Origin of the sequence: Acinetobacter sp. AC1-2 (assembly GCF_016124155.1) — a bacterium.
In the GTDB taxonomy this organism is placed as follows: Bacteria; Pseudomonadota; Gammaproteobacteria; order Pseudomonadales; family Moraxellaceae; genus Acinetobacter; species Acinetobacter calcoaceticus.
The window spans coordinates 744,342-760,949 of record NZ_JABFFO010000001.1 but is presented as its reverse complement, the minus strand read 5'-3'; the positions used below and the strand labels follow the sequence as shown (position 1 = coordinate 760,949).

The window sequence follows — 16,608 nt, the reverse complement described above, 5'->3', positions numbered from 1 at the left end:
CCCAACGTTACCTTTTAACGTTTAGATCTTCCCCTTCGGTGAGTTTATAATTTATAAGTTATTATTTTCACTTCTTATAAATCTAAGCTTCTCTCCAGATTTTTTAATTATTACAGTCCTTCTGCCTGAGAGTTTCCGGGCTTGTTGCTCCTTCGGCGGGTTCTTTCGAACCTCTCTCCCGCAATAATTTTGTATTTATATAAGCAATGTATCTGCCACTTTAAAAAAAACGCATTCTTTTCTTGTAAACTTTTGTACCGATAATTATCAAGTTATAAATCATTAATTTAATTATAAAAATAAAAAAGGTGAATCTTTAAAAATTCACCTTTTGTGTTTAATTAGAGTTTTCCATTGAGCACTGGGTCTGAAACTGTACCCTTCCATTGCTCACGCAAGGTTGGTAAATAAAATTTCTCACCAATAGTGACCAATTCTGCATCAATCAATGCGTGAACTTCGTGCATAAAAATATAATCAAGTGCAACCAAAGAAAGTTCATGATTTTTTTGGGCAGTTTTTTTGCGTTTCGCTTGAGCTTGTTTCACTAACTCATTCGCAAAGTTTTTATCTTTATAAGCCGTAATTGCATTTAAACGAAGTTCAATAACACCCCATCCAGCTAATAGCTTTTTAAACACATCAAAATCTTCAGAATTTGATTCCCACGTTACATTTTCCAGATCATTATCATCAGGTAAAACTGGCAATAACAGATCACCTGTACTTGGGAAAATCTTTTTAAGATTTAACAGAAACTTAACAGGCTGATCACCGGGATAATCATTAAATTGCACATGTTGTTCGGTATCTGTTAAATAAATAGAGAGCATTCAAAACATCCTTAGCTAAGCTTCTGTTTTCAATTATTTTATCCTCAATTCTGCAAATTAGATGCAAAACAAAAACAATATAAAAACAGGACAAGGTGCGCATTTTAACAATTATGACAGCTTATTCAACGCTAATTCGCCATTAATTACTGAAACTTACACCCTCCTGACAAAAAGCCCTCCGAAAAGAGCTCTTTGTTGATGCAGACTCAATTCTTGCCATCGCTATAAACTCCACCAATAACTTGTCTTTAGCAGGGCATCTTATGCCGTAATAGATATACAGCTAATAAGACTTTTTAATAAAGTTGTTCATCCTAGTTCTAAACTAAACTGAAGAAATAAACTCTGCTGTAGTTTTTAACTGAACAAAAGCATTTCTTAAAACTTGATTATGATGATCAATGATTTGCAGAGCATTTAAAGCTGCTGAATCAGTTGTTGTATGTGCATCTGAAATTAGTGTCACTTTATATCCATACTCTGAAGCAGCTCTAACAGTAGTATCAATACAATATTCAGTTTTCATTCCAGTCATTATGATTTCATCAATATCAAGTTTCTCTAATACTTCTTTTAAAACAGTATTTTTAAAGCTGCTCGGGTACATTTTTTCAATGACTGTATCTTTATGTGGATTAAAAGATAAGTCTGTAATTAGTTGAGTGTTCTGGCCGTTTGGATCTAATGGTGTACCTTTCTCACCGACATGCCGAATAAAGATAATTGGTCTATCATTCAACCGGCAATATTCAATAAGGCTAAGAATATTTGAAAGTACAAGTTTGACATTATGTGGCTTCGGGTCCCCGTTAAATAAGCCATTTTGCATATCAATAACGAGTAAAGCCGATTTTGGGTTACTACTGAGTTTTTTCATAATCTTTCTCTGTAAAACCAATAATGAACAGAGAAAAATTAACCCAGCCATTATTGGCTGGGTTTGGTTATCTTATTAAGTCACTTTAATAAAAAATCACACGCAGCCTTCCTTAAAGGTCGTGGTGGTGGTGATTTTATTCAAGAAACAGTTCATTTGTTTTAACTGCCCATAATTAAAGCGTGATTAACCATACCATAGCTTTTTCAAAAGAAACAAAGCTTTTTAAATTTTTTATTTTGTGAAGTACCTTTTACTCTTACCTAGTTCTTACAGAAATACTTCATACTAAAAAACTAATTTATTTAATCGAAAGTAAGTATTCATATGCTGTTTTTTCATCACTCTGTAGTTTAATGACTGCATCAGTTTCATCATTCAAAGTAAAGTTAAATACCTTCTCACCATCATAAGAAATTTGATGGCCCATACGGAATTCTGAATCAATTGACTCAAGAATAATAAAATTCCCTTCGATATTCGAAGCAATATAGTAAGTATTGTTCCGATGAACATATCTAATTGTGTACATCACTATTTAAATTCCATCTAAAAAATTATGTTTTTTCTTAAATAATAAAAAAAAGCTCACTTCCTCTTCTCAAGCAGAAATGAAGCTAGCGAAAAAAAGATTCGCCCTTCTTTTGATTTCTAGCACTAATCATTCAGCGCTAAACTAATATATAAATATTACAGAAATACTTAACAATAAAAAACCCCGCCATTAGTCGATACTGAGTCGGGTTTCTTGTACCATCATATGTCTGAGAGAACTAACTCTCACATGAACTAACTGCTATTTAAATTAATCTTTACACTTAACTTTTAAAACGGCTGCTTTGGTATTCACTGGAATAAGCAGTCCTGAATTATAGACAGTATGATGATTTACGATTTTGTTGTTGCTATCTAACTCATCAAAACCCTTATCTTTACATATTTCTTCTGCTTTCCCTATTAACTTTGACCTCAACGCTTCTCGTGAACCAAATGCATTACTTTGAGCATGAAGTTGGTAAACACCAGGATTCACCTCAGCTACAGTAGGTGGAAACATTTGTAGACAACCCGACAACATACAAGCTGTTATTGCTAAAACAACTATTGATTTAGTCTTTTTCATTTATTTGAACTTAAAATAAAATAACGTAGCAAAAATAAGGTTTAAATATGACACTAACATTTCAAGGTATAAAAAAGCCCACTTTTTCAAGCAGGCCTTCCCCTTATGATTTTTTGCGCTGATCATTCAGGACTTTTGTTGTACTTAGCAACTCGCGGATATTACAGAAGTATTTGACAATAAAAAAGCCCAGCAGAAGAGATTATTTACTATTTGGTGAAACCATTTTTTCAGGTTTAACCACTTCATCAAATTGCTCTGCCGTAACCAAGCCAAGCTCAACAGCGACCTGCTTTAAAGTTTTATTTTCTTTATAAGCGGTCTTTGCAACTTTTGCAGAATTTTCATAACCGATCACTGGATTTAAAGCAGTTACCAGCATAAGAGAGTTATGTAAGAAGTGATCAATTTTATCTTGATTAGGCTCAATTCCCACCGCACAATGATCATTAAAACTATTACAAGCATCGCCAAGCAACTGAATAGACTGCAATAAGTTGTAAGCAATCACTGGCATAAATACGTTTAATTCAAAGTTACCTGAAGCACCTGCCACATTAATGGTCGTATCATTTCCAAGCACTTGTGCAACAACCATCGTCATTGCTTCACTTTGTGTCGGATTGACTTTACCCGGCATAATGCTTGAACCAGGCTCATTTTCTGGGATACGGATTTCACCAAAACCACAACGTGGCCCACTTGCCAACCAACGAATATCATTCGCAATTTTATTTAAACTAACAGCAAGCGTTTTTAATGCACCAGAAGCAAAAACAGCAGCATCACGTCCTGCCAGTGCTTCAAATTTGTTTGGAGCAGTCACAAACGGTAAGCCTGTAAGCAAGGCAAGTTGCGCAGCTGATTTCACTGCATAGTCAGGATGTGCATTTAGCCCTGTACCTACTGCAGTACCACCTAGTGGCAATTCATATAAACCACTTAAAGCTTGCTGTAATCGCACTACACCATGCTCAAGCTGAGATACATAGCCACTGAATTCTTGACCTAATGTTAATGGCGTTGCATCTTGTAAATGGGTACGACCAATTTTAACAATAGATTGAAACTCATCAGATTTCTTTTGCAAAGTCGCTTTAAGTTGTTCTACTGCCGGAATGAGTAATTCATTAATTTGCAGACTTGCAGCAACATGGATTGCCGTTGGAAATGAGTCGTTCGTTGATTGAGCACGATTGACATGGTCATTTGGATGTACAGGTTTTTGGGCACCTAACACTTGACCTAATTTTTGGTTTGCAATATTTGCAATCACTTCATTGCAGTTCATATTACTTTGCGTACCAGAACCAGTCTGCCAGACAACTAAAGGAAACTGTGAATCCCATTTACCATCAATTACTTCTTCAGCCGCGCCCACAATATATTGGCTCAAATCTTGCGGTAACTGTTCAAGCTCAGCATTGGTTATCGCAGCAGCCTTTTTTACTAGCCCCATTGCTCGAATCATGGCACGTGGTAATCGTTCTTGCCCGATTTTAAAGTTCTGTAAGCTGCGTTGAGTCTGTGCTCCCCACAATGCTTCATTTGGAACTTCAATCTCACCCATAGTGTCATGTTCAATTCGTGTTTGCATAGAAACCTCAGTTGTCTGGTTAAAGAACTTACGGGCTGAAGCAAGTATTTGCTCTGGCTAGTTAATTTTTAATATCGTACTCAAGCATTCCATTATTGTAAATAAGAATCATTATCTTATCTTCCATTTAATGTATTTTGATAAAAGCGCCATTCATCTTCAATCATTTGTTTTAACGAGCGTTTAGGTGTCCATTGCAATAATGTTTTTGCTTTTTCTATATTTGCCCCAACCTGACCTAACTCTACATGCTTATAAATGGCAGGTTGAGTCACAATTTCGGCTTGAGTTACCTGTGAAATTTCATCTAGTAATTGACGAATAGAGTGAACTTGGTCATGGGCAATATTGAATGCCTCACAACAATGTGTTTGATTACGCAGCCAATGTAAGCTTGCAATTACAGCTTCACACACATCTAAAACGTGTAGAAAACTGCGTTCAGTCGTATGGTCTGATGTTTCAGCTTGATCTTGTAATTCAATTAAATCACGTTGCATGGCTGCAACTTGCATCGCAAGCGGTACAATATTTTTAGGGAGCTGTGCGACATATTCTCCGAGTACCCCATGTTCAAATGCACCTACAATATTAGATAAGCGCAAGATCGCAATTTTCCACTCATGATCAATTTTATAAGTATCACGGATAATTTCCTCAATCATCTGTTGAGACTTAATATAAGGATTAGGATAAGTGTAATTAAATTCTTCTGTTTCGCTTAATTGCAAACCAGATTTTCCATAGGCAGCAAGGCTTGACAGCTGAATAAAGTGACGAACACCTGTGCGTTGCATGGCACGCAGTAAACTCATGATGCAACTTACATTATCATTATAATATTCAAGAGGTTTAAGATTAGATTCTTCAATTGATTTAAACCCAGCAGTATGAATAACTGCATCAATTGAATATTGCTCAAAGACCTTATTCAATGCGGGTGTATTACGTACATCAAGTTTAACAAACGGAACATACATACCAGAAATAAACTCTAGTCGCTCCAACGTTTGCAGGGTCGAATTAGCCAAATTATCGACAATTACCACTTCTTGCCCTTGGGCCATTAGACTCAAAGCAATGTGTGAACCGATAAAGCCTAAACCACCTGTCACTAAAATCATTGTATACTTACCTTTCTCTTAATGCATCTACGCCCATTTAGACGTATGACCATAGTGAATTCTTAATGAGTACATTACTACTAATTACCTCTGCTCCTACTTCCATTCATGCTTGGCATGCGTTAGGACTTGCTCAGGCACTCAAAAGTAAAAATGAAGACTTTCGTGTATTCTTTTACCAAGACGGCGTGCAGGTTGCTAATGATTTTCAATGGGTTCCTGACGACCAGCGTAATTTAACGCATGAATGGCAAAAGCTTTCGATTCGACTTCCTGTATGTGTGAGTGCTGCCCTCGCTCGTGGTATTACCGATGCAGAAAATGCCAGTCGCCATCACCTTACTCATTACAACCTTGCCAAAGACTTTCAACTCGTCGGGTTAGGTGAACTTGCTGATGCGGTACAGTCAGCATCTCGTCTTATTCAATTTTAAGTTACTTTGTTTGCTTAGATTGTTGCTTTTAAAAGGTATATTGTGTGAAATCTGTACTCGTCATTTTAAGCCAAGCCAACTTAACTAGTCTTCAAATCAATGAAAGCCTTTCCGCTACTATGGTTTTAGCAACCTTTGGCTCGCCAGTCAAAGTATTATTGAAAGATGCTGCTCTTAGTCTCTTGCAAAATGACCTGAGCTTTAACCAGTTTCATCATATCTTCAAAGTAGCATCAAATATGGTCGAAAGCTTTGAATTTTATGATTTAAGCCCCATTCTTATCGAAAGTAAAAATCAACAAAATCCTTTTGTTCAGCAAACAGAACAAGAGCTCGAATTCATTCAGTTAAATAATGAGCTCATTCAGTCTTTTGACCATGTCTTATATTGGTAGATGAAGGTGTAATTTTAATGAATCCATCAACACTTTATCTCGTGCAATCTACTTATCACAATACACCGAATATTATTGATGAATTAGGTCATCTTTATCAGGTAGGTGACCTAATTATTTTTATGGGTGATTCTGTTGCACGACTTTCAACTGAAATGATTCAACAGTTTGAAAGTGTTTCATGCTTAAGCACCGAAAAAGATTTACTCGATACGAATACTTTAGCTCAGATAAATGTATTGGACTATGATCAATTTGCAGATCTGGTTTTAACGTTTAATCGCTGTATTTCTCTTAAATAATAGATTTAGGCTAGTTTCATGAATTTACAATTAGACCAAGATGGTCATTTGGTTGATTATACAATTTGGAATCCTGAAGTTGCACAAGAGCTTGCCAAGTCACTTGATCTTGAACTAACCGATTGGCACTTCGAAGTTTTAGCTGCTGTGCGTCAGTTTTATCAACAGTTTGGGCACTCTCCAGCAACTCGCCCACTCATTAAATTTTTAATGAAAACCGTAAGTCCAGATATTAATAATGCCGTGTTGCAGCAACAATTTAATACTGGTTTAGTTGCCCGCCATTTAAGTCGTTTGGCAGGTGTTCCTAAACCAGCAAATTGTTTATAAAGCTAAGCAAACTTTTTAGCAGCAGCGACGCATAAAAGGGTTGCTGCTGTAACCACCAACATCGACCAGCTCACATGTTCATGCAATAAGGCTGCAGCAATGGCTAGCCCCATTAAAGGCTGTAAGAGTTGTAGTTGACTAATCGCAGCAATTCCACCTTGAGCAAGTCCTTTATACCAAAAAAAGAAACCAATTAGCATGCTAAACAAAGACACATAAACGAGACCGACTACAGCTGATGTAGACACACTCTGAAATGAAGCTGGCATATAAAAAATAGTAAAAAATAGCATGAAAGGTAATGACAAAATGAGTGCCCAACAAATGACCTGCCACCCGCCTATTTTTCTTGAAAGTACACCGCCTTCTGCATAGCCAAAGCCACAGAAAATAATCGCCATCAACATATAAAAGTCCCCTATTCCAAGTGATGTATCACCAGAAATAAAAAACATATAAGCGAAAACAACCGCACTCCCCAAGACTGCAAATATCCAGAAAAATTGATTCGGCTTTTCTCCACCTCTCAACACAGCAAATATTGCAGTTGCAAGCGGCAAAAGACTAACAAAGACAATTGAATGAGCTGCATTCATATATTGCAAAGCGAGGGCGGTAAATAATGGAAAACCAATCACTACCCCTATAGCAACAATGGCAAGAGGCCACCAATCTTGTTTGGCTGGTTTCTTTTGTTTTAAAACCAATATAAGAATAAGCCCTAAAATACCAGCTATCGCAGCTCGTGCTGCGGTTAGAAAGCCCGGTTCGAACCCCATTACAGCTACACGTGTCGCTGGTAATGACCCCGCAAAAATAGCCACGCCAATAAAACCATTCACCCAGCCATTCATAAACCTATTCATAATTTTCTCCGTCACTATACGAAGAATTTAAGCTGTGCTAAGGTGATTAAACCAGATACAAAGCAGTACAATTTAAAAGAACTGTTATGTACTCACAACCAGTACAGTTGAGATTGTAAGCCCGTGAACCAGAGCAAAACAAAAATTGAAATTGTCATTTCAGAGATTGAGCAACAAATAAAAAATCGATCTTTAATGCCCGGAGCACGCTTACCCTCTGTTCGCAAGTTAGCAAATGATCTTAGCTTTTCAGTATCAACTGTTGTAGAAGCGTATGAAAGATTAATTGCTTTAGGGAAAATTGAATCAAGAACTGGATCTGGTTTTTATATTGTTGGTCCGCTCGCACCCTTAGCTTTAAGTGAATTAGGCCCTAAATTAGATCGTTCAGTTGATCCATTATGGATTTCACGTCAATCTTTGGAAGCGAAAGCAGATGTTTTTAAGCCCGGCTGCGGTTGGCTACCAGATGACTGGATGCCACTAGACAGTATTCGTAAAGCTTTAAGGATGGCTGCAAGGAGTTCAGACGCTTGTTTAATGGGTTATTCAACCCCGTTAGGATTACCAGCTTTGCGGGATTTGTTAGCAAGGCGTGCACAATCAAAAGGAATAGATGCAAATCTGAATCAAGTACTTTTAACAGATTCTGGTACTCAATCGATCGATTTAGTTTTCCGGTTTTTACTAAAGCCCGATGACGTCGTTCTGATTGATGATCCTTGTTATTTTAATTTTCATGCATTGCTTAAAGTTCATCAAGTCAAGGTCATTGGTATCCCGTACACACCAACAGGTCCCGACTTAGAAGCATTTAAAGAAGCAATTGATACTTATAACCCACGTCTTTATATCACCAACTCAGGAATTCACAATCCAACTGGAGCAACGCTTTCTCTTTCTACGGCGCACCAACTCTTAAAATTGATTGAGCAATCTAACTTAATAGTAGTTGAAGACGATATTTTCTCAGATTTTGAATATACATCAGCTCCTAGGCTCGCTGCTTTAGATAATCTTTCACGCGTCATCTTTATTGGAAGCTTTTCTAAAACATTATCTGCTTCTATTCGTTGTGGCTATATTATTGCCAAACCTGAATGGATGGATCAGCTCACCGACCTAAAAATTGCCACAAGTTTTTCTCACAATGGTGTTTCTGCTGAAGTTTTGCTTACTGCTTTAACAGATGGCTCTTACCGTAAGCACCTAGAATTACTAAAAGTTCGTTTAGCAAAAGCCATGCACGATACTATTACAAAACTTGAACCTCTGGGTATAAAGCCATGGATTAAGCCTCAAGCGGGAATTTTTGTTTGGTGCCATTTGCCAGAGGGTATTGAAGCCTCAAAAATTGCGAAATATTGTATTAATCATAATGTTATTCTTGCGCCAGGCAATGCTTTTAGCCAAGCTCCTAATGCTGGTCAATTCATACGTTTTAATGTAACACAGTCAAATCATGACCACATTTATAAGACTCTAGCTGATGCTATTCAACAAGAGTCTTCATAATTTATAGAGAGAAAAATTAAGCTTGTTTCTGTTTTTGTTCAATATATGCAAAATAACCTGGCCCAGCTGAAACTTGCACTTGTTTTGCATGTAAAGGTTCATGGCAAACCGAACATACCATGACTGGTTCAAACTTATGTCCACAAGTTTTATGACGATATTCTAGTGGCTTGCCTAAGCCTTGGTCCATCCATTTATCTGCCCAATTCGCCATAGACAAAATAATTGGATAAAGTTCAAAGCCCTTATCAGTGAGTTTGTATTCAAAGCGTTCTTGACGATCAAAATAAGGAGCTTTGGCTAATATTTCATATTCAACCAAACGCTTTAAACGATCAGAAAGGACATGACGAGTTACGCCTAATGATTTTTGAAAATCGTCAAAACGTCGTATTCCCATAAAAGCATTACGTAATATTAGCATCGTCCATCGATCGCCAATCACTGATAGCATACGAGCAACCGAACAAGGTTGATCACCGATGTCATCCCATTTCATCTTTATGCGTTCCTCGATATTTTCTAGCCCAACGGCCCTATTGTTTATACCCTAAACCACTTACTACGATGTATGCAACATTCATTATAAAATAACTTCTTATCCACTTTATAAAAAAAATTTCATTATGAAAAAATAGAAAGTTATTATTAAAAATTACTAAATAAATATAACCCACCCATTTTCATAATGAGTCATATTTATCATCTTTTATAATTAATTTGAAATAAATACGCCCTTTAATATATTGCCTGCTTCTAGTTTTACACCTGCCGGAATACGAACCAGACAATTGGCCTGCATTAAATTACTCAGCATATGCGATTGCTGTTTTGCCAGACTTTTTATTTTAAGCTGTCCATTTTCAAAATAAGCATACATTCGTAAAAAACGTTCACGTGCATCTTCTTTTAAATCATGATCTAAAATTGCACTAAACCACTCCGGCCCTGTTGGATTTCCCTGTAGGGTATCTAGTAATACCTTACCATACACCTGCATAGACACATAGACCGCAGCGGGATTACCCGGCAAACCAAGCAAATAACAACAATGATCTGTTTCTGGGTTTGAATATTCAGCAAAGAACAATGGTTTGCCAGGTTTCTGTTTTACTTTCCAAAAGATTTGTTCAAAACCAACCTCAAAAGCACATGGTCGTACAAAGTCATAATCACCTACAGATACACCACCTGTCGTTATAATGACATCATGGCTGTCTTTTAGCTTATTAAAGTAATGTGTGACTTGCTCTGCCTCATCTGCCACATGAATCAGTTCAACATCCAAGCCATAATCTTCAAACCAAGCTTTTAATAATGGCCCATTTGCATCAAAGATTTTGCCGTCGACAAGATCTTCTGCCGTTTCTGCAACTTCATCACCAGTCACCAAAACAGCGACTTTCGGTGCACGATAAACTTCAACCGTTTGCACACCTGCCATACTTAAGGCAGCTAAGCTTCCAATATTAAGGAATTGCCCTGTTTGTGCAAGCAATTGTTCTTTCTGGACTTCTTCACCAGTAAAACGAATATCAGCTTGAGGGCGTATATGCTCCGTTAAACAAATCTCTTGAGGCGAAACAACCGATACGATTTCTTGCCGAGCTACATGCGTTGTGCCTTCAGGAATTTTACCGCCCGTAAATATACGAATTGCTTGATCTTCACTCAGAATGTCATGACTTTCGCTTCCAGCACGAATCTCGCCAGTAACCTGAAATTTTTGATTATTTAAATCTTCCGCATGGCTACAAAGTGCATAACCATCTACCGCACTTTGAGAAAAGCTTGGAAGATTAATTTCTGAATAAATTTCTTTAGCGAGATATCTACTTAGACTGTTTTGAAGAACTTGGTTAATCGAACCCAACTTTTTTGGCTGCTTAATAATCAGCTCAAGTGCTTCATCTACACTAATTAATCCACGCTCTGTACCACAACCTGACATTATTCATAGCCTCCTGGATGCGGTAAATCACGGCACACATCAAAAATATGGACCAATGCTGGTAAAATCGCAGCCATTGACTCACTTGCTCCACCACGGCTTCCCGGTAAAGTCACCACTAGAGAACGGTCGATAAAACCTGCTACTCCGCGAGACATTGCAGCATATGGCGTGCGTTTTTGTCCAAAAGATCGTGCAGCTTCCATTAAGCCATCTAGCTTACGCTCAAGAAGTGGCTCTAGCGTATCAACCGTAATGTCACGCTTACCAATTCCCGTTCCACCGACCGTCATAATGCATGCGTATGACTTACTCAGCTCAAGCACTAAATCTTTTAGAACATCTGCTTCATCAGGCAAAATTTGATAATGAATCGGATCAAACCCTGCTTCAGTTAAAGTTTCTACCACAGATTTTCCGGCGGTATCGGGTTTTCTACCGGCTGCAACGGTATCGGATAACACAATGACTGCTGCCGAAACGGGTTGACGAAGAACACGTTTAAAGTGCGATTTCCCACCCTTTTTCTTAAGCAGTTTACATTGATCCATCCAGAGTTCTTCTGGCTCACAATGTGGTTTTAACATGTCGTAAATGGTTAAACCTGCAAGACTTGCAGCCGTGAGGGCTTCCATTTCTACCCCAGTAGGGCCAATGGTTTCGACCACGGTAATAATCTTTACAAAATCATGTTCTAATTCATATTCAACATCTGCACGATAAATTGGCAGTGGATGACACAAAGGAATCAGCTCATCGGTGCGTTTGGCTGCCAAGATTCCTGCAACACGTGCAGTTTTTAATGCATCACCTTTTTCGGTGTTCCCTTGTCTTAATAGCTCGATACAATGTGGAGGCGCATATAAAATCGCTTGTGCTTCAGCAACACGATAACTTTCCGGCTTCATTCCTACGTTTTTCATTATTTATCCTAGACGTACATATTTCAGTGTGAGTGTTCATGGTCGGCATGATGGTGGTGATGCTTGTGTTCTTGTGGCGCATCTTTGCGAATACAACAACCTTCTACATAATGACTTGTACCGTCTGTAAAGAACTCTTCTTTAAAAACTGGCACTTCATGCTTCACTCGCTCAACCGCTTCTTCACATGCTTGAAAAGCTTCACGGCGATGGGCTGCATAAGCAATCGCAATAATGGCTGTCTCACCTACATCCAGATGACCGATTCGATGAACGACCCGCACATAAGATACCTGATACTTTTTCTCAATTTCCAGTTCAATTTCACGTATCATTTTTTCAGAAAGTGGCTTATATGACGTATATTTCAACGCTTTAACAGCTTTACCCTCATGGTGATTACGAACCGTACCTATAAAAATATCGATTCCACCACATTCAGGAAATGATTGGATAGAATCAAAAGTATCTAAACTTAAAGCCTGCTCTTGTATACGTGCAAAATCTCGCATGATTCACCCTCCTGCAACTGGTGACAATAAAACCAATGTACATGGCTCACTTAAAGCAGATTGTCTCGTTATGACATTATCACCAATCGCACATGCACATTTTTCCATGGCTTGTGTAGATTCTGGATGTAATGAAACAATTTCATCTAATACATCTTTAACCAAAATATGATTGGGACAAACCAACGAAAGGTTTTGAGGAAGCAATTTTTCAATTGCGCCAAACGCTTCGATTTTAATTTGGATAGATTGCTGCATTTATCCCCCAAGCATATGCATACTGATTTTACGGGTTTGTTGATGTTGTAAGGCATGAAAGCCTTTAGCTTTGTGCCAAATATACGGCATAACCATATCTGTTAACTGTTGAATATACATTGCATGATCAGCTGTCGTACGTGCACGTAATAATGATTGAAGCTGAGGTTTAATATTTAGACCTTGCGGTGCAAATAAACAGTTATATAGTTCGCCTTGTGCAGTTAACCGTATACGGTCGCATTGATGGCAAAATGAATGAGTGATTGTGGAAATAATTCCAAGAGAGTAGCTATTATTGATCAGATATTGGCGTGCTGGCTCATGCTGTTGTTCGACAACCTCTATTGAATAATGGGGTTGCAAAGCCTCTAAAATTTCAGCCTCACTCACTACATCTTTGCTAGACCAAAGCGCATCGCCATCAAGTGGCATAAACTCAATAAAGCGTAAAGGAATATGATTGGCGATTGACCATTTAACCATCGGTAAGATCTGATCGTCGTTTTTATTTTTCATCAGTACGCAGTTAATTTTGAATGGTAATCCTACATCCTTAGCAGCCTGAATACCCTCGAGAACGGGTTCTAATTTTTTCTTGGTTAGCTCTTTAAACTGAATAGCATCAAGACTGTCTAAACTAATATTTAGGTCATCTAATCCCGCATCTTTTAACTGCCTAGCGTATTTTGCAAGGTAATGCCCATTTGTAGTCATTGAAATACGTTTTAAGCCCAGCGCTTTCAAGGCCTGTAACTCACGAACAAAATGCACAATGCCTTGACGCATTAATGGTTCGCCACCTGTAATGCGGATACTTTCAACACCATGTTGCACCATAAAATGACAAAATTGAAAGAGTGCCTCAAAACCAAGCAGATCTTGCTTATTCAACCATTCAGGATGTTCAGGCATGCAATATACACACTTAAAATTACAGCGATCAGTTACGGAAATACGTAGCTTTCGCTTTATACGGCCATATTGGTCTTGAAGAACCAAAGGCGTATTTTCAGAGTGATATTGTTTCATCATTTGCACTCATATTGAGAACAGTTCAAATATTGCGGGGCACTTTTTCTGAGCAATTAAAATAGAAATTTGCTCTTCAATAGTGCTGTGCCGTTTAAGCAAAATTTGTTCCAATTCTATTTATCATCCATAACTTTTTAGCTTTTTAATAGATCTTTTGCCGCACCACTTCAACTGTCATTTTATAACTGTATAAATTTAGTGCGACTCCAATCTCTTGTATGCCCTACATTATTTCTAGCATTTTTCTAGACGGATGGGTACATATTTATGGTACGGCGTTTTAGATAAAGGATCACAATGCTCACCAGACACCAGAAGATTTAATTGTGGCCCTATTGGCTCTCCACCTTGAAAGCGCATGCCATAACCATGTGGAAGTGACACAACACCTTTTCGCATACCCTCATCAAAATCTACAGTTACCTGAATTTCTCCGTGTTGTGAGATACATTTGAGTTGATCTCCTACTGCTACATTCAGGTTTGTTGCGTCTTCAGGATGAATTCGCAAAGCACCTTCTGCATCTACTTTTCGCCATGCAGGATCACGGTAAATCTGATTAGCGTTATAACTACGGCGCTCCCCCGACAAAAGTATGAACGGAAACTCTTCAATACTAAATTGATGGTTTTTTAAATTTGCCAACTCACTCAACATCTCTGGGATAACCAGACGTATTTTTTTGTCTTTATATGCCACGAGCTTCCACATTTCATCATATTCATGTTGTGATAACACTACACCTGAACGCTGATTTAAAATTTGCTCAAACAACCGAACACCTAACGTTAAAGGATTACCTTTATAACCTGCACGGCGCACCGCTTTGGTATGTAAAACAGCATATTGAATAGACAGAGGTAATAAAAAAGCAACTGAAGCAGCTGAGTTTTCTAAATGTTTACCTAAAGTGCGATAGAGAATTGAAGCTGCAAAAGGAATGTATTTTTTATGTCGAGCAAAAGTTAAACCCAAAGCCGACAGATAAGGTAAATAGGCTGTTTTTTTCGAGTCGACCGCAGCTATTTTTTCTAACACTGGAAAGCTTTTAGGAATGACCTTCATGGCTTCAAGTAATCGTGTATAAATTTCTGCTTCGGGTAACGTATTGCCTTGGGCACTGAATACCGGATGTCTCAGGTGAAAACCGTTTTTAGGAAACTCAAGATTAAAACCTGTAAATTCCCATTTTTCAAATTGCGTATGTGCAGGCAAAATATAATCTGCAAATCTAGCTGTTTCCGTCATGGCAACATCGACTACGACTAACAAATCTAATGCTTTAAATGCTTTTTCGTAGGCAGGTGTATCAGGATAGGTTAATAAAGGATTACAGCTATCTACAAAAACTGCGCGAATTCGTTTTTCGCCTGCTTTTAATATCTCGTCAGGTAAAATATTGGGTGGGAAAAGACCTGAGATGGGAAACATTTTATGGTAAACACTACGTCGATATTTCGATTTTCTTTCATCTGTATCGCTTAAGATTGGAATGAACATAGTGTGTAAATTATTAGTGCCTTGCTTTCCAAAGTTTCCAGTCAATAAATACAGTAATTTTTCTAAATATCCGTTTAATGTCGTATTTAAAGTATGCTGAATACCTAAATCAATACGCACACAGCCTCTTTTAGCCTTTGCAAAATCTCTAGCCACTTCATAAATCAAATCGACTGGTACATCAGCTTTTGCAATATATTCTTCAATCGGGACACAGCTAAAAGCTGTTTTTACCTCTTCAAAGCTTTGTGTATGCTGTTCAATGAACTTCACATCATAAAGTTGTTCTTTAATAATAATGGCAATCATGGCCGACATTAAAAAAGCATCTGTCCCGGGTTTTAACTGCACATGAATATCTGCTTGTTTTGCCGTTTCGGTAACACGCGGATCAAATACCACCATGGTACGATTTGGGTCTTTTTTAATATGCTTTAGCGTGTCTCGTGCATTTGGAATTCCATGTGCCTGAAACGGATTTGTACCAATAAAAAGTACATAATCAGCGTATTCAACATCTTCGGTGGTATGACAGGCCTGACTTCCAAATAAACGTCCATTCAGCCAGAAATCACCCGTTTTTTCTTGGGCAAGAGAGTTGTAAGCATAATAACTTTTCATCGCCAGCAAAAGTTGACGCCCGTAAGCTGCACCAAGATGATTACCTTGACCGCCCCCTCCTACAGAAGCAAAAGCAGTCCCACCAAAATCATCTCTAATCTGGACTAATCGATTAGCAATTTCGTGTATAGCATTATCCCAACTAATTTCTTGAAATGAACCATCTGGTTGACGCTTCAAAGGTGTGGTTAATCGGTCTGCATGCTGCTGATAATGCTGTAATCTTGCAGCTTTTTGACAAATGTAGCCTTGTGAAAATGGATGCTCTGGATTACCTTTAATTTTGACAAATTGATTATCTTTAATTTCGACACTTAACCCGCAATTTCTTGAACACAAAATACATGCGGTAACATCCGTTTTGTTTTGCTTTAGCGCTTCTACCATTTCGATTGACTCCCTTTATTTT

At 37.9% G+C, this 16,608-nt stretch carries 19 protein-coding genes and 1 riboswitch; of the genes, 5 read left to right on the top strand and 14 right to left on the bottom strand.

Going from position 1 to position 16,608, the window contains the following annotated elements; genetic code table 11:
• Positions 1-103: 103 nt before the first annotated feature.
• A riboswitch (glycine riboswitch) is annotated at positions 104-191 on the bottom strand.
• Between the two features lie 150 nt (positions 192-341).
• The 6 genes from HL290_RS03505 to HL290_RS03480 form a co-directional block, all read right to left on the bottom strand.
• Positions 342-833, bottom strand: coding sequence for a hypothetical protein (locus tag HL290_RS03505; protein ID WP_198495611.1), 492 nt, complete (start codon positions 831-833; stop codon positions 342-344).
• 328 nt (positions 834-1,161) lie between these two features.
• On the bottom strand, positions 1,162-1,713 hold the full coding sequence (locus tag HL290_RS03500; protein ID WP_198495610.1) for a cysteine hydrolase family protein: 552 nt from the start codon (positions 1,711-1,713) through the stop codon (positions 1,162-1,164).
• Positions 1,714-2,014: 301 nt separating this feature from the next.
• Positions 2,015-2,245: a hypothetical protein gene (locus HL290_RS03495; RefSeq protein WP_198496378.1), complete on the bottom strand. Its 231-nt coding sequence runs from the start codon at positions 2,243-2,245 to the stop codon at positions 2,015-2,017.
• A 273-nt stretch (positions 2,246-2,518) separates the two neighbouring features.
• Positions 2,519-2,836, bottom strand: coding sequence for a hypothetical protein (locus HL290_RS03490; RefSeq protein WP_003652210.1), 318 nt, complete (start codon positions 2,834-2,836; stop codon positions 2,519-2,521).
• Positions 2,837-3,038: 202 nt separating this feature from the next.
• Positions 3,039-4,433, bottom strand: a complete 1,395-nt coding sequence (fumC, locus tag HL290_RS03485; protein WP_005039964.1) for a class II fumarate hydratase — start codon at positions 4,431-4,433, stop codon at positions 3,039-3,041.
• 116 nt (positions 4,434-4,549) lie between these two features.
• Positions 4,550-5,557, bottom strand: coding sequence for an NAD-dependent epimerase/dehydratase family protein (locus HL290_RS03480; RefSeq protein ID WP_198495609.1), 1,008 nt, complete (start codon positions 5,555-5,557; stop codon positions 4,550-4,552).
• A gap of 65 nt (positions 5,558-5,622) precedes the next feature.
• Here HL290_RS03480 and tusD point away from each other — a divergent pair, with 65 nt between their 5' ends.
• Genes tusD through HL290_RS03460 form a run of 4 tightly spaced genes read left to right on the top strand, consistent with a single transcriptional unit; the run spans position 5,623 to position 7,018 of the window.
• Positions 5,623-5,991 carry a sulfurtransferase complex subunit TusD gene (gene tusD, locus HL290_RS03475; RefSeq protein WP_003652216.1) on the top strand — a complete coding sequence of 123 codons (369 nt, stop codon included), beginning with the start codon at positions 5,623-5,625 and terminating at the stop codon, positions 5,989-5,991.
• A 44-nt stretch (positions 5,992-6,035) separates the two neighbouring features.
• A complete protein-coding gene (locus HL290_RS03470; RefSeq protein WP_198495608.1) occupies positions 6,036-6,386 on the top strand; it encodes a hypothetical protein in 351 nt (116 codons plus the stop codon).
• 17 nt (positions 6,387-6,403) lie between these two features.
• A complete protein-coding gene (locus HL290_RS03465) occupies positions 6,404-6,688 on the top strand; it encodes a DsrH like protein (RefSeq protein WP_198495607.1) in 285 nt (94 codons plus the stop codon).
• Between the two features lie 18 nt (positions 6,689-6,706).
• The gene (locus HL290_RS03460; RefSeq protein ID WP_198495606.1) at positions 6,707-7,018 is read left to right on the top strand and encodes a TusE/DsrC/DsvC family sulfur relay protein; all 312 of its coding nucleotides are present in this window, start codon (positions 6,707-6,709) and stop codon (positions 7,016-7,018) included.
• Positions 7,019-7,020: 2 nt separating this feature from the next.
• Here the strand turns inward: HL290_RS03460 and HL290_RS03455 are convergent, their stop codons facing one another.
• Positions 7,021-7,884 (bottom strand): DMT family transporter, encoded by an 864-nt coding sequence (locus HL290_RS03455; protein WP_198495605.1) that lies wholly within the window; start codon positions 7,882-7,884, stop codon positions 7,021-7,023.
• Positions 7,885-8,007: 123 nt separating this feature from the next.
• On the opposite strand from HL290_RS03455, the gene HL290_RS03450 reads away from it, so the two are divergent.
• Positions 8,008-9,399, top strand: coding sequence for a PLP-dependent aminotransferase family protein (locus tag HL290_RS03450; RefSeq protein WP_198495604.1), 1,392 nt, complete (start codon positions 8,008-8,010; stop codon positions 9,397-9,399).
• 16 nt (positions 9,400-9,415) lie between these two features.
• Here HL290_RS03450 and HL290_RS03445 read toward each other — a convergent pair whose 3' ends face one another.
• The 7 genes from HL290_RS03445 to HL290_RS03415 all read right to left on the bottom strand — a co-directional run bounded on the left by HL290_RS03445 (position 9,416) and on the right by HL290_RS03415 (position 16,586).
• Positions 9,416-9,898, bottom strand: a complete 483-nt coding sequence (locus tag HL290_RS03445; protein ID WP_004643133.1) for a winged helix-turn-helix transcriptional regulator — start codon at positions 9,896-9,898, stop codon at positions 9,416-9,418.
• Positions 9,899-10,114: 216 nt separating this feature from the next.
• Positions 10,115-11,350, bottom strand: coding sequence for a molybdopterin molybdotransferase MoeA (locus HL290_RS03440; RefSeq protein WP_198495603.1), 1,236 nt, complete (start codon positions 11,348-11,350; stop codon positions 10,115-10,117).
• Positions 11,350-12,273 carry a bifunctional molybdenum cofactor biosynthesis protein MoaC/MoaB gene (moaCB, locus tag HL290_RS03435; RefSeq protein ID WP_003652229.1) on the bottom strand — a complete coding sequence of 308 codons (924 nt, stop codon included), beginning with the start codon at positions 12,271-12,273 and terminating at the stop codon, positions 11,350-11,352. The genes HL290_RS03440 and moaCB overlap by 1 nt, the downstream gene beginning before the upstream one ends.
• Positions 12,274-12,296: 23 nt before the next feature.
• Positions 12,297-12,785 (bottom strand): molybdenum cofactor biosynthesis protein MoaE, encoded by a 489-nt coding sequence (locus tag HL290_RS03430; protein ID WP_198495602.1) that lies wholly within the window; start codon positions 12,783-12,785, stop codon positions 12,297-12,299.
• Positions 12,786-12,788: 3 nt separating this feature from the next.
• Positions 12,789-13,043: a MoaD/ThiS family protein gene (locus HL290_RS03425; protein ID WP_003652232.1), complete on the bottom strand. Its 255-nt coding sequence runs from the start codon at positions 13,041-13,043 to the stop codon at positions 12,789-12,791.
• The gene (gene moaA, locus HL290_RS03420) at positions 13,044-14,084 is read right to left on the bottom strand and encodes a GTP 3',8-cyclase MoaA (RefSeq protein ID WP_198495601.1); all 1,041 of its coding nucleotides are present in this window, start codon (positions 14,082-14,084) and stop codon (positions 13,044-13,046) included.
• A gap of 228 nt (positions 14,085-14,312) precedes the next feature.
• A complete protein-coding gene (locus HL290_RS03415; protein WP_198495600.1) occupies positions 14,313-16,586 on the bottom strand; it encodes a molybdopterin-dependent oxidoreductase in 2,274 nt (757 codons plus the stop codon).
• Between the last annotated feature and the right edge of the window lie 22 nt (positions 16,587-16,608).

Coding starts and splice junctions, on each gene's coding strand:
- HL290_RS03460 (WP_198495606.1), top strand. CDS start 6,707: ATGAATTTACAATTAGACCAAGATGGTCATTTGGTTGATTATACAATT.
- HL290_RS03500 (WP_198495610.1), bottom strand. CDS start 1,713: ATGAAAAAACTCAGTAGTAACCCAAAATCGGCTTTACTCGTTATTGAT.
- HL290_RS03455 (WP_198495605.1), bottom strand. CDS start 7,884: ATGAATAGGTTTATGAATGGCTGGGTGAATGGTTTTATTGGCGTGGCT.
- HL290_RS03415 (WP_198495600.1), bottom strand. CDS start 16,586: ATGGTAGAAGCGCTAAAGCAAAACAAAACGGATGTTACCGCATGTATT.
- HL290_RS03505 (WP_198495611.1), bottom strand. CDS start 833: ATGCTCTCTATTTATTTAACAGATACCGAACAACATGTGCAATTTAAT.
- HL290_RS03425 (WP_003652232.1), bottom strand. CDS start 13,043: ATGCAGCAATCTATCCAAATTAAAATCGAAGCGTTTGGCGCAATTGAA.
- tusD (WP_003652216.1), top strand. CDS start 5,623: ATGAGTACATTACTACTAATTACCTCTGCTCCTACTTCCATTCATGCT.
- HL290_RS03480 (WP_198495609.1), bottom strand. CDS start 5,557: ATGATTTTAGTGACAGGTGGTTTAGGCTTTATCGGTTCACACATTGCT.
- HL290_RS03465 (WP_198495607.1), top strand. CDS start 6,404: ATGAATCCATCAACACTTTATCTCGTGCAATCTACTTATCACAATACA.
- moaCB (WP_003652229.1), bottom strand. CDS start 12,273: ATGAAAAACGTAGGAATGAAGCCGGAAAGTTATCGTGTTGCTGAAGCA.
- HL290_RS03490 (WP_003652210.1), bottom strand. CDS start 2,836: ATGAAAAAGACTAAATCAATAGTTGTTTTAGCAATAACAGCTTGTATG.
- fumC (WP_005039964.1), bottom strand. CDS start 4,433: ATGCAAACACGAATTGAACATGACACTATGGGTGAGATTGAAGTTCCA.
- HL290_RS03495 (WP_198496378.1), bottom strand. CDS start 2,245: ATGTACACAATTAGATATGTTCATCGGAACAATACTTACTATATTGCT.
- HL290_RS03430 (WP_198495602.1), bottom strand. CDS start 12,785: ATGCGAGATTTTGCACGTATACAAGAGCAGGCTTTAAGTTTAGATACT.
- HL290_RS03440 (WP_198495603.1), bottom strand. CDS start 11,350: ATGTCAGGTTGTGGTACAGAGCGTGGATTAATTAGTGTAGATGAAGCA.
- HL290_RS03445 (WP_004643133.1), bottom strand. CDS start 9,898: ATGAAATGGGATGACATCGGTGATCAACCTTGTTCGGTTGCTCGTATG.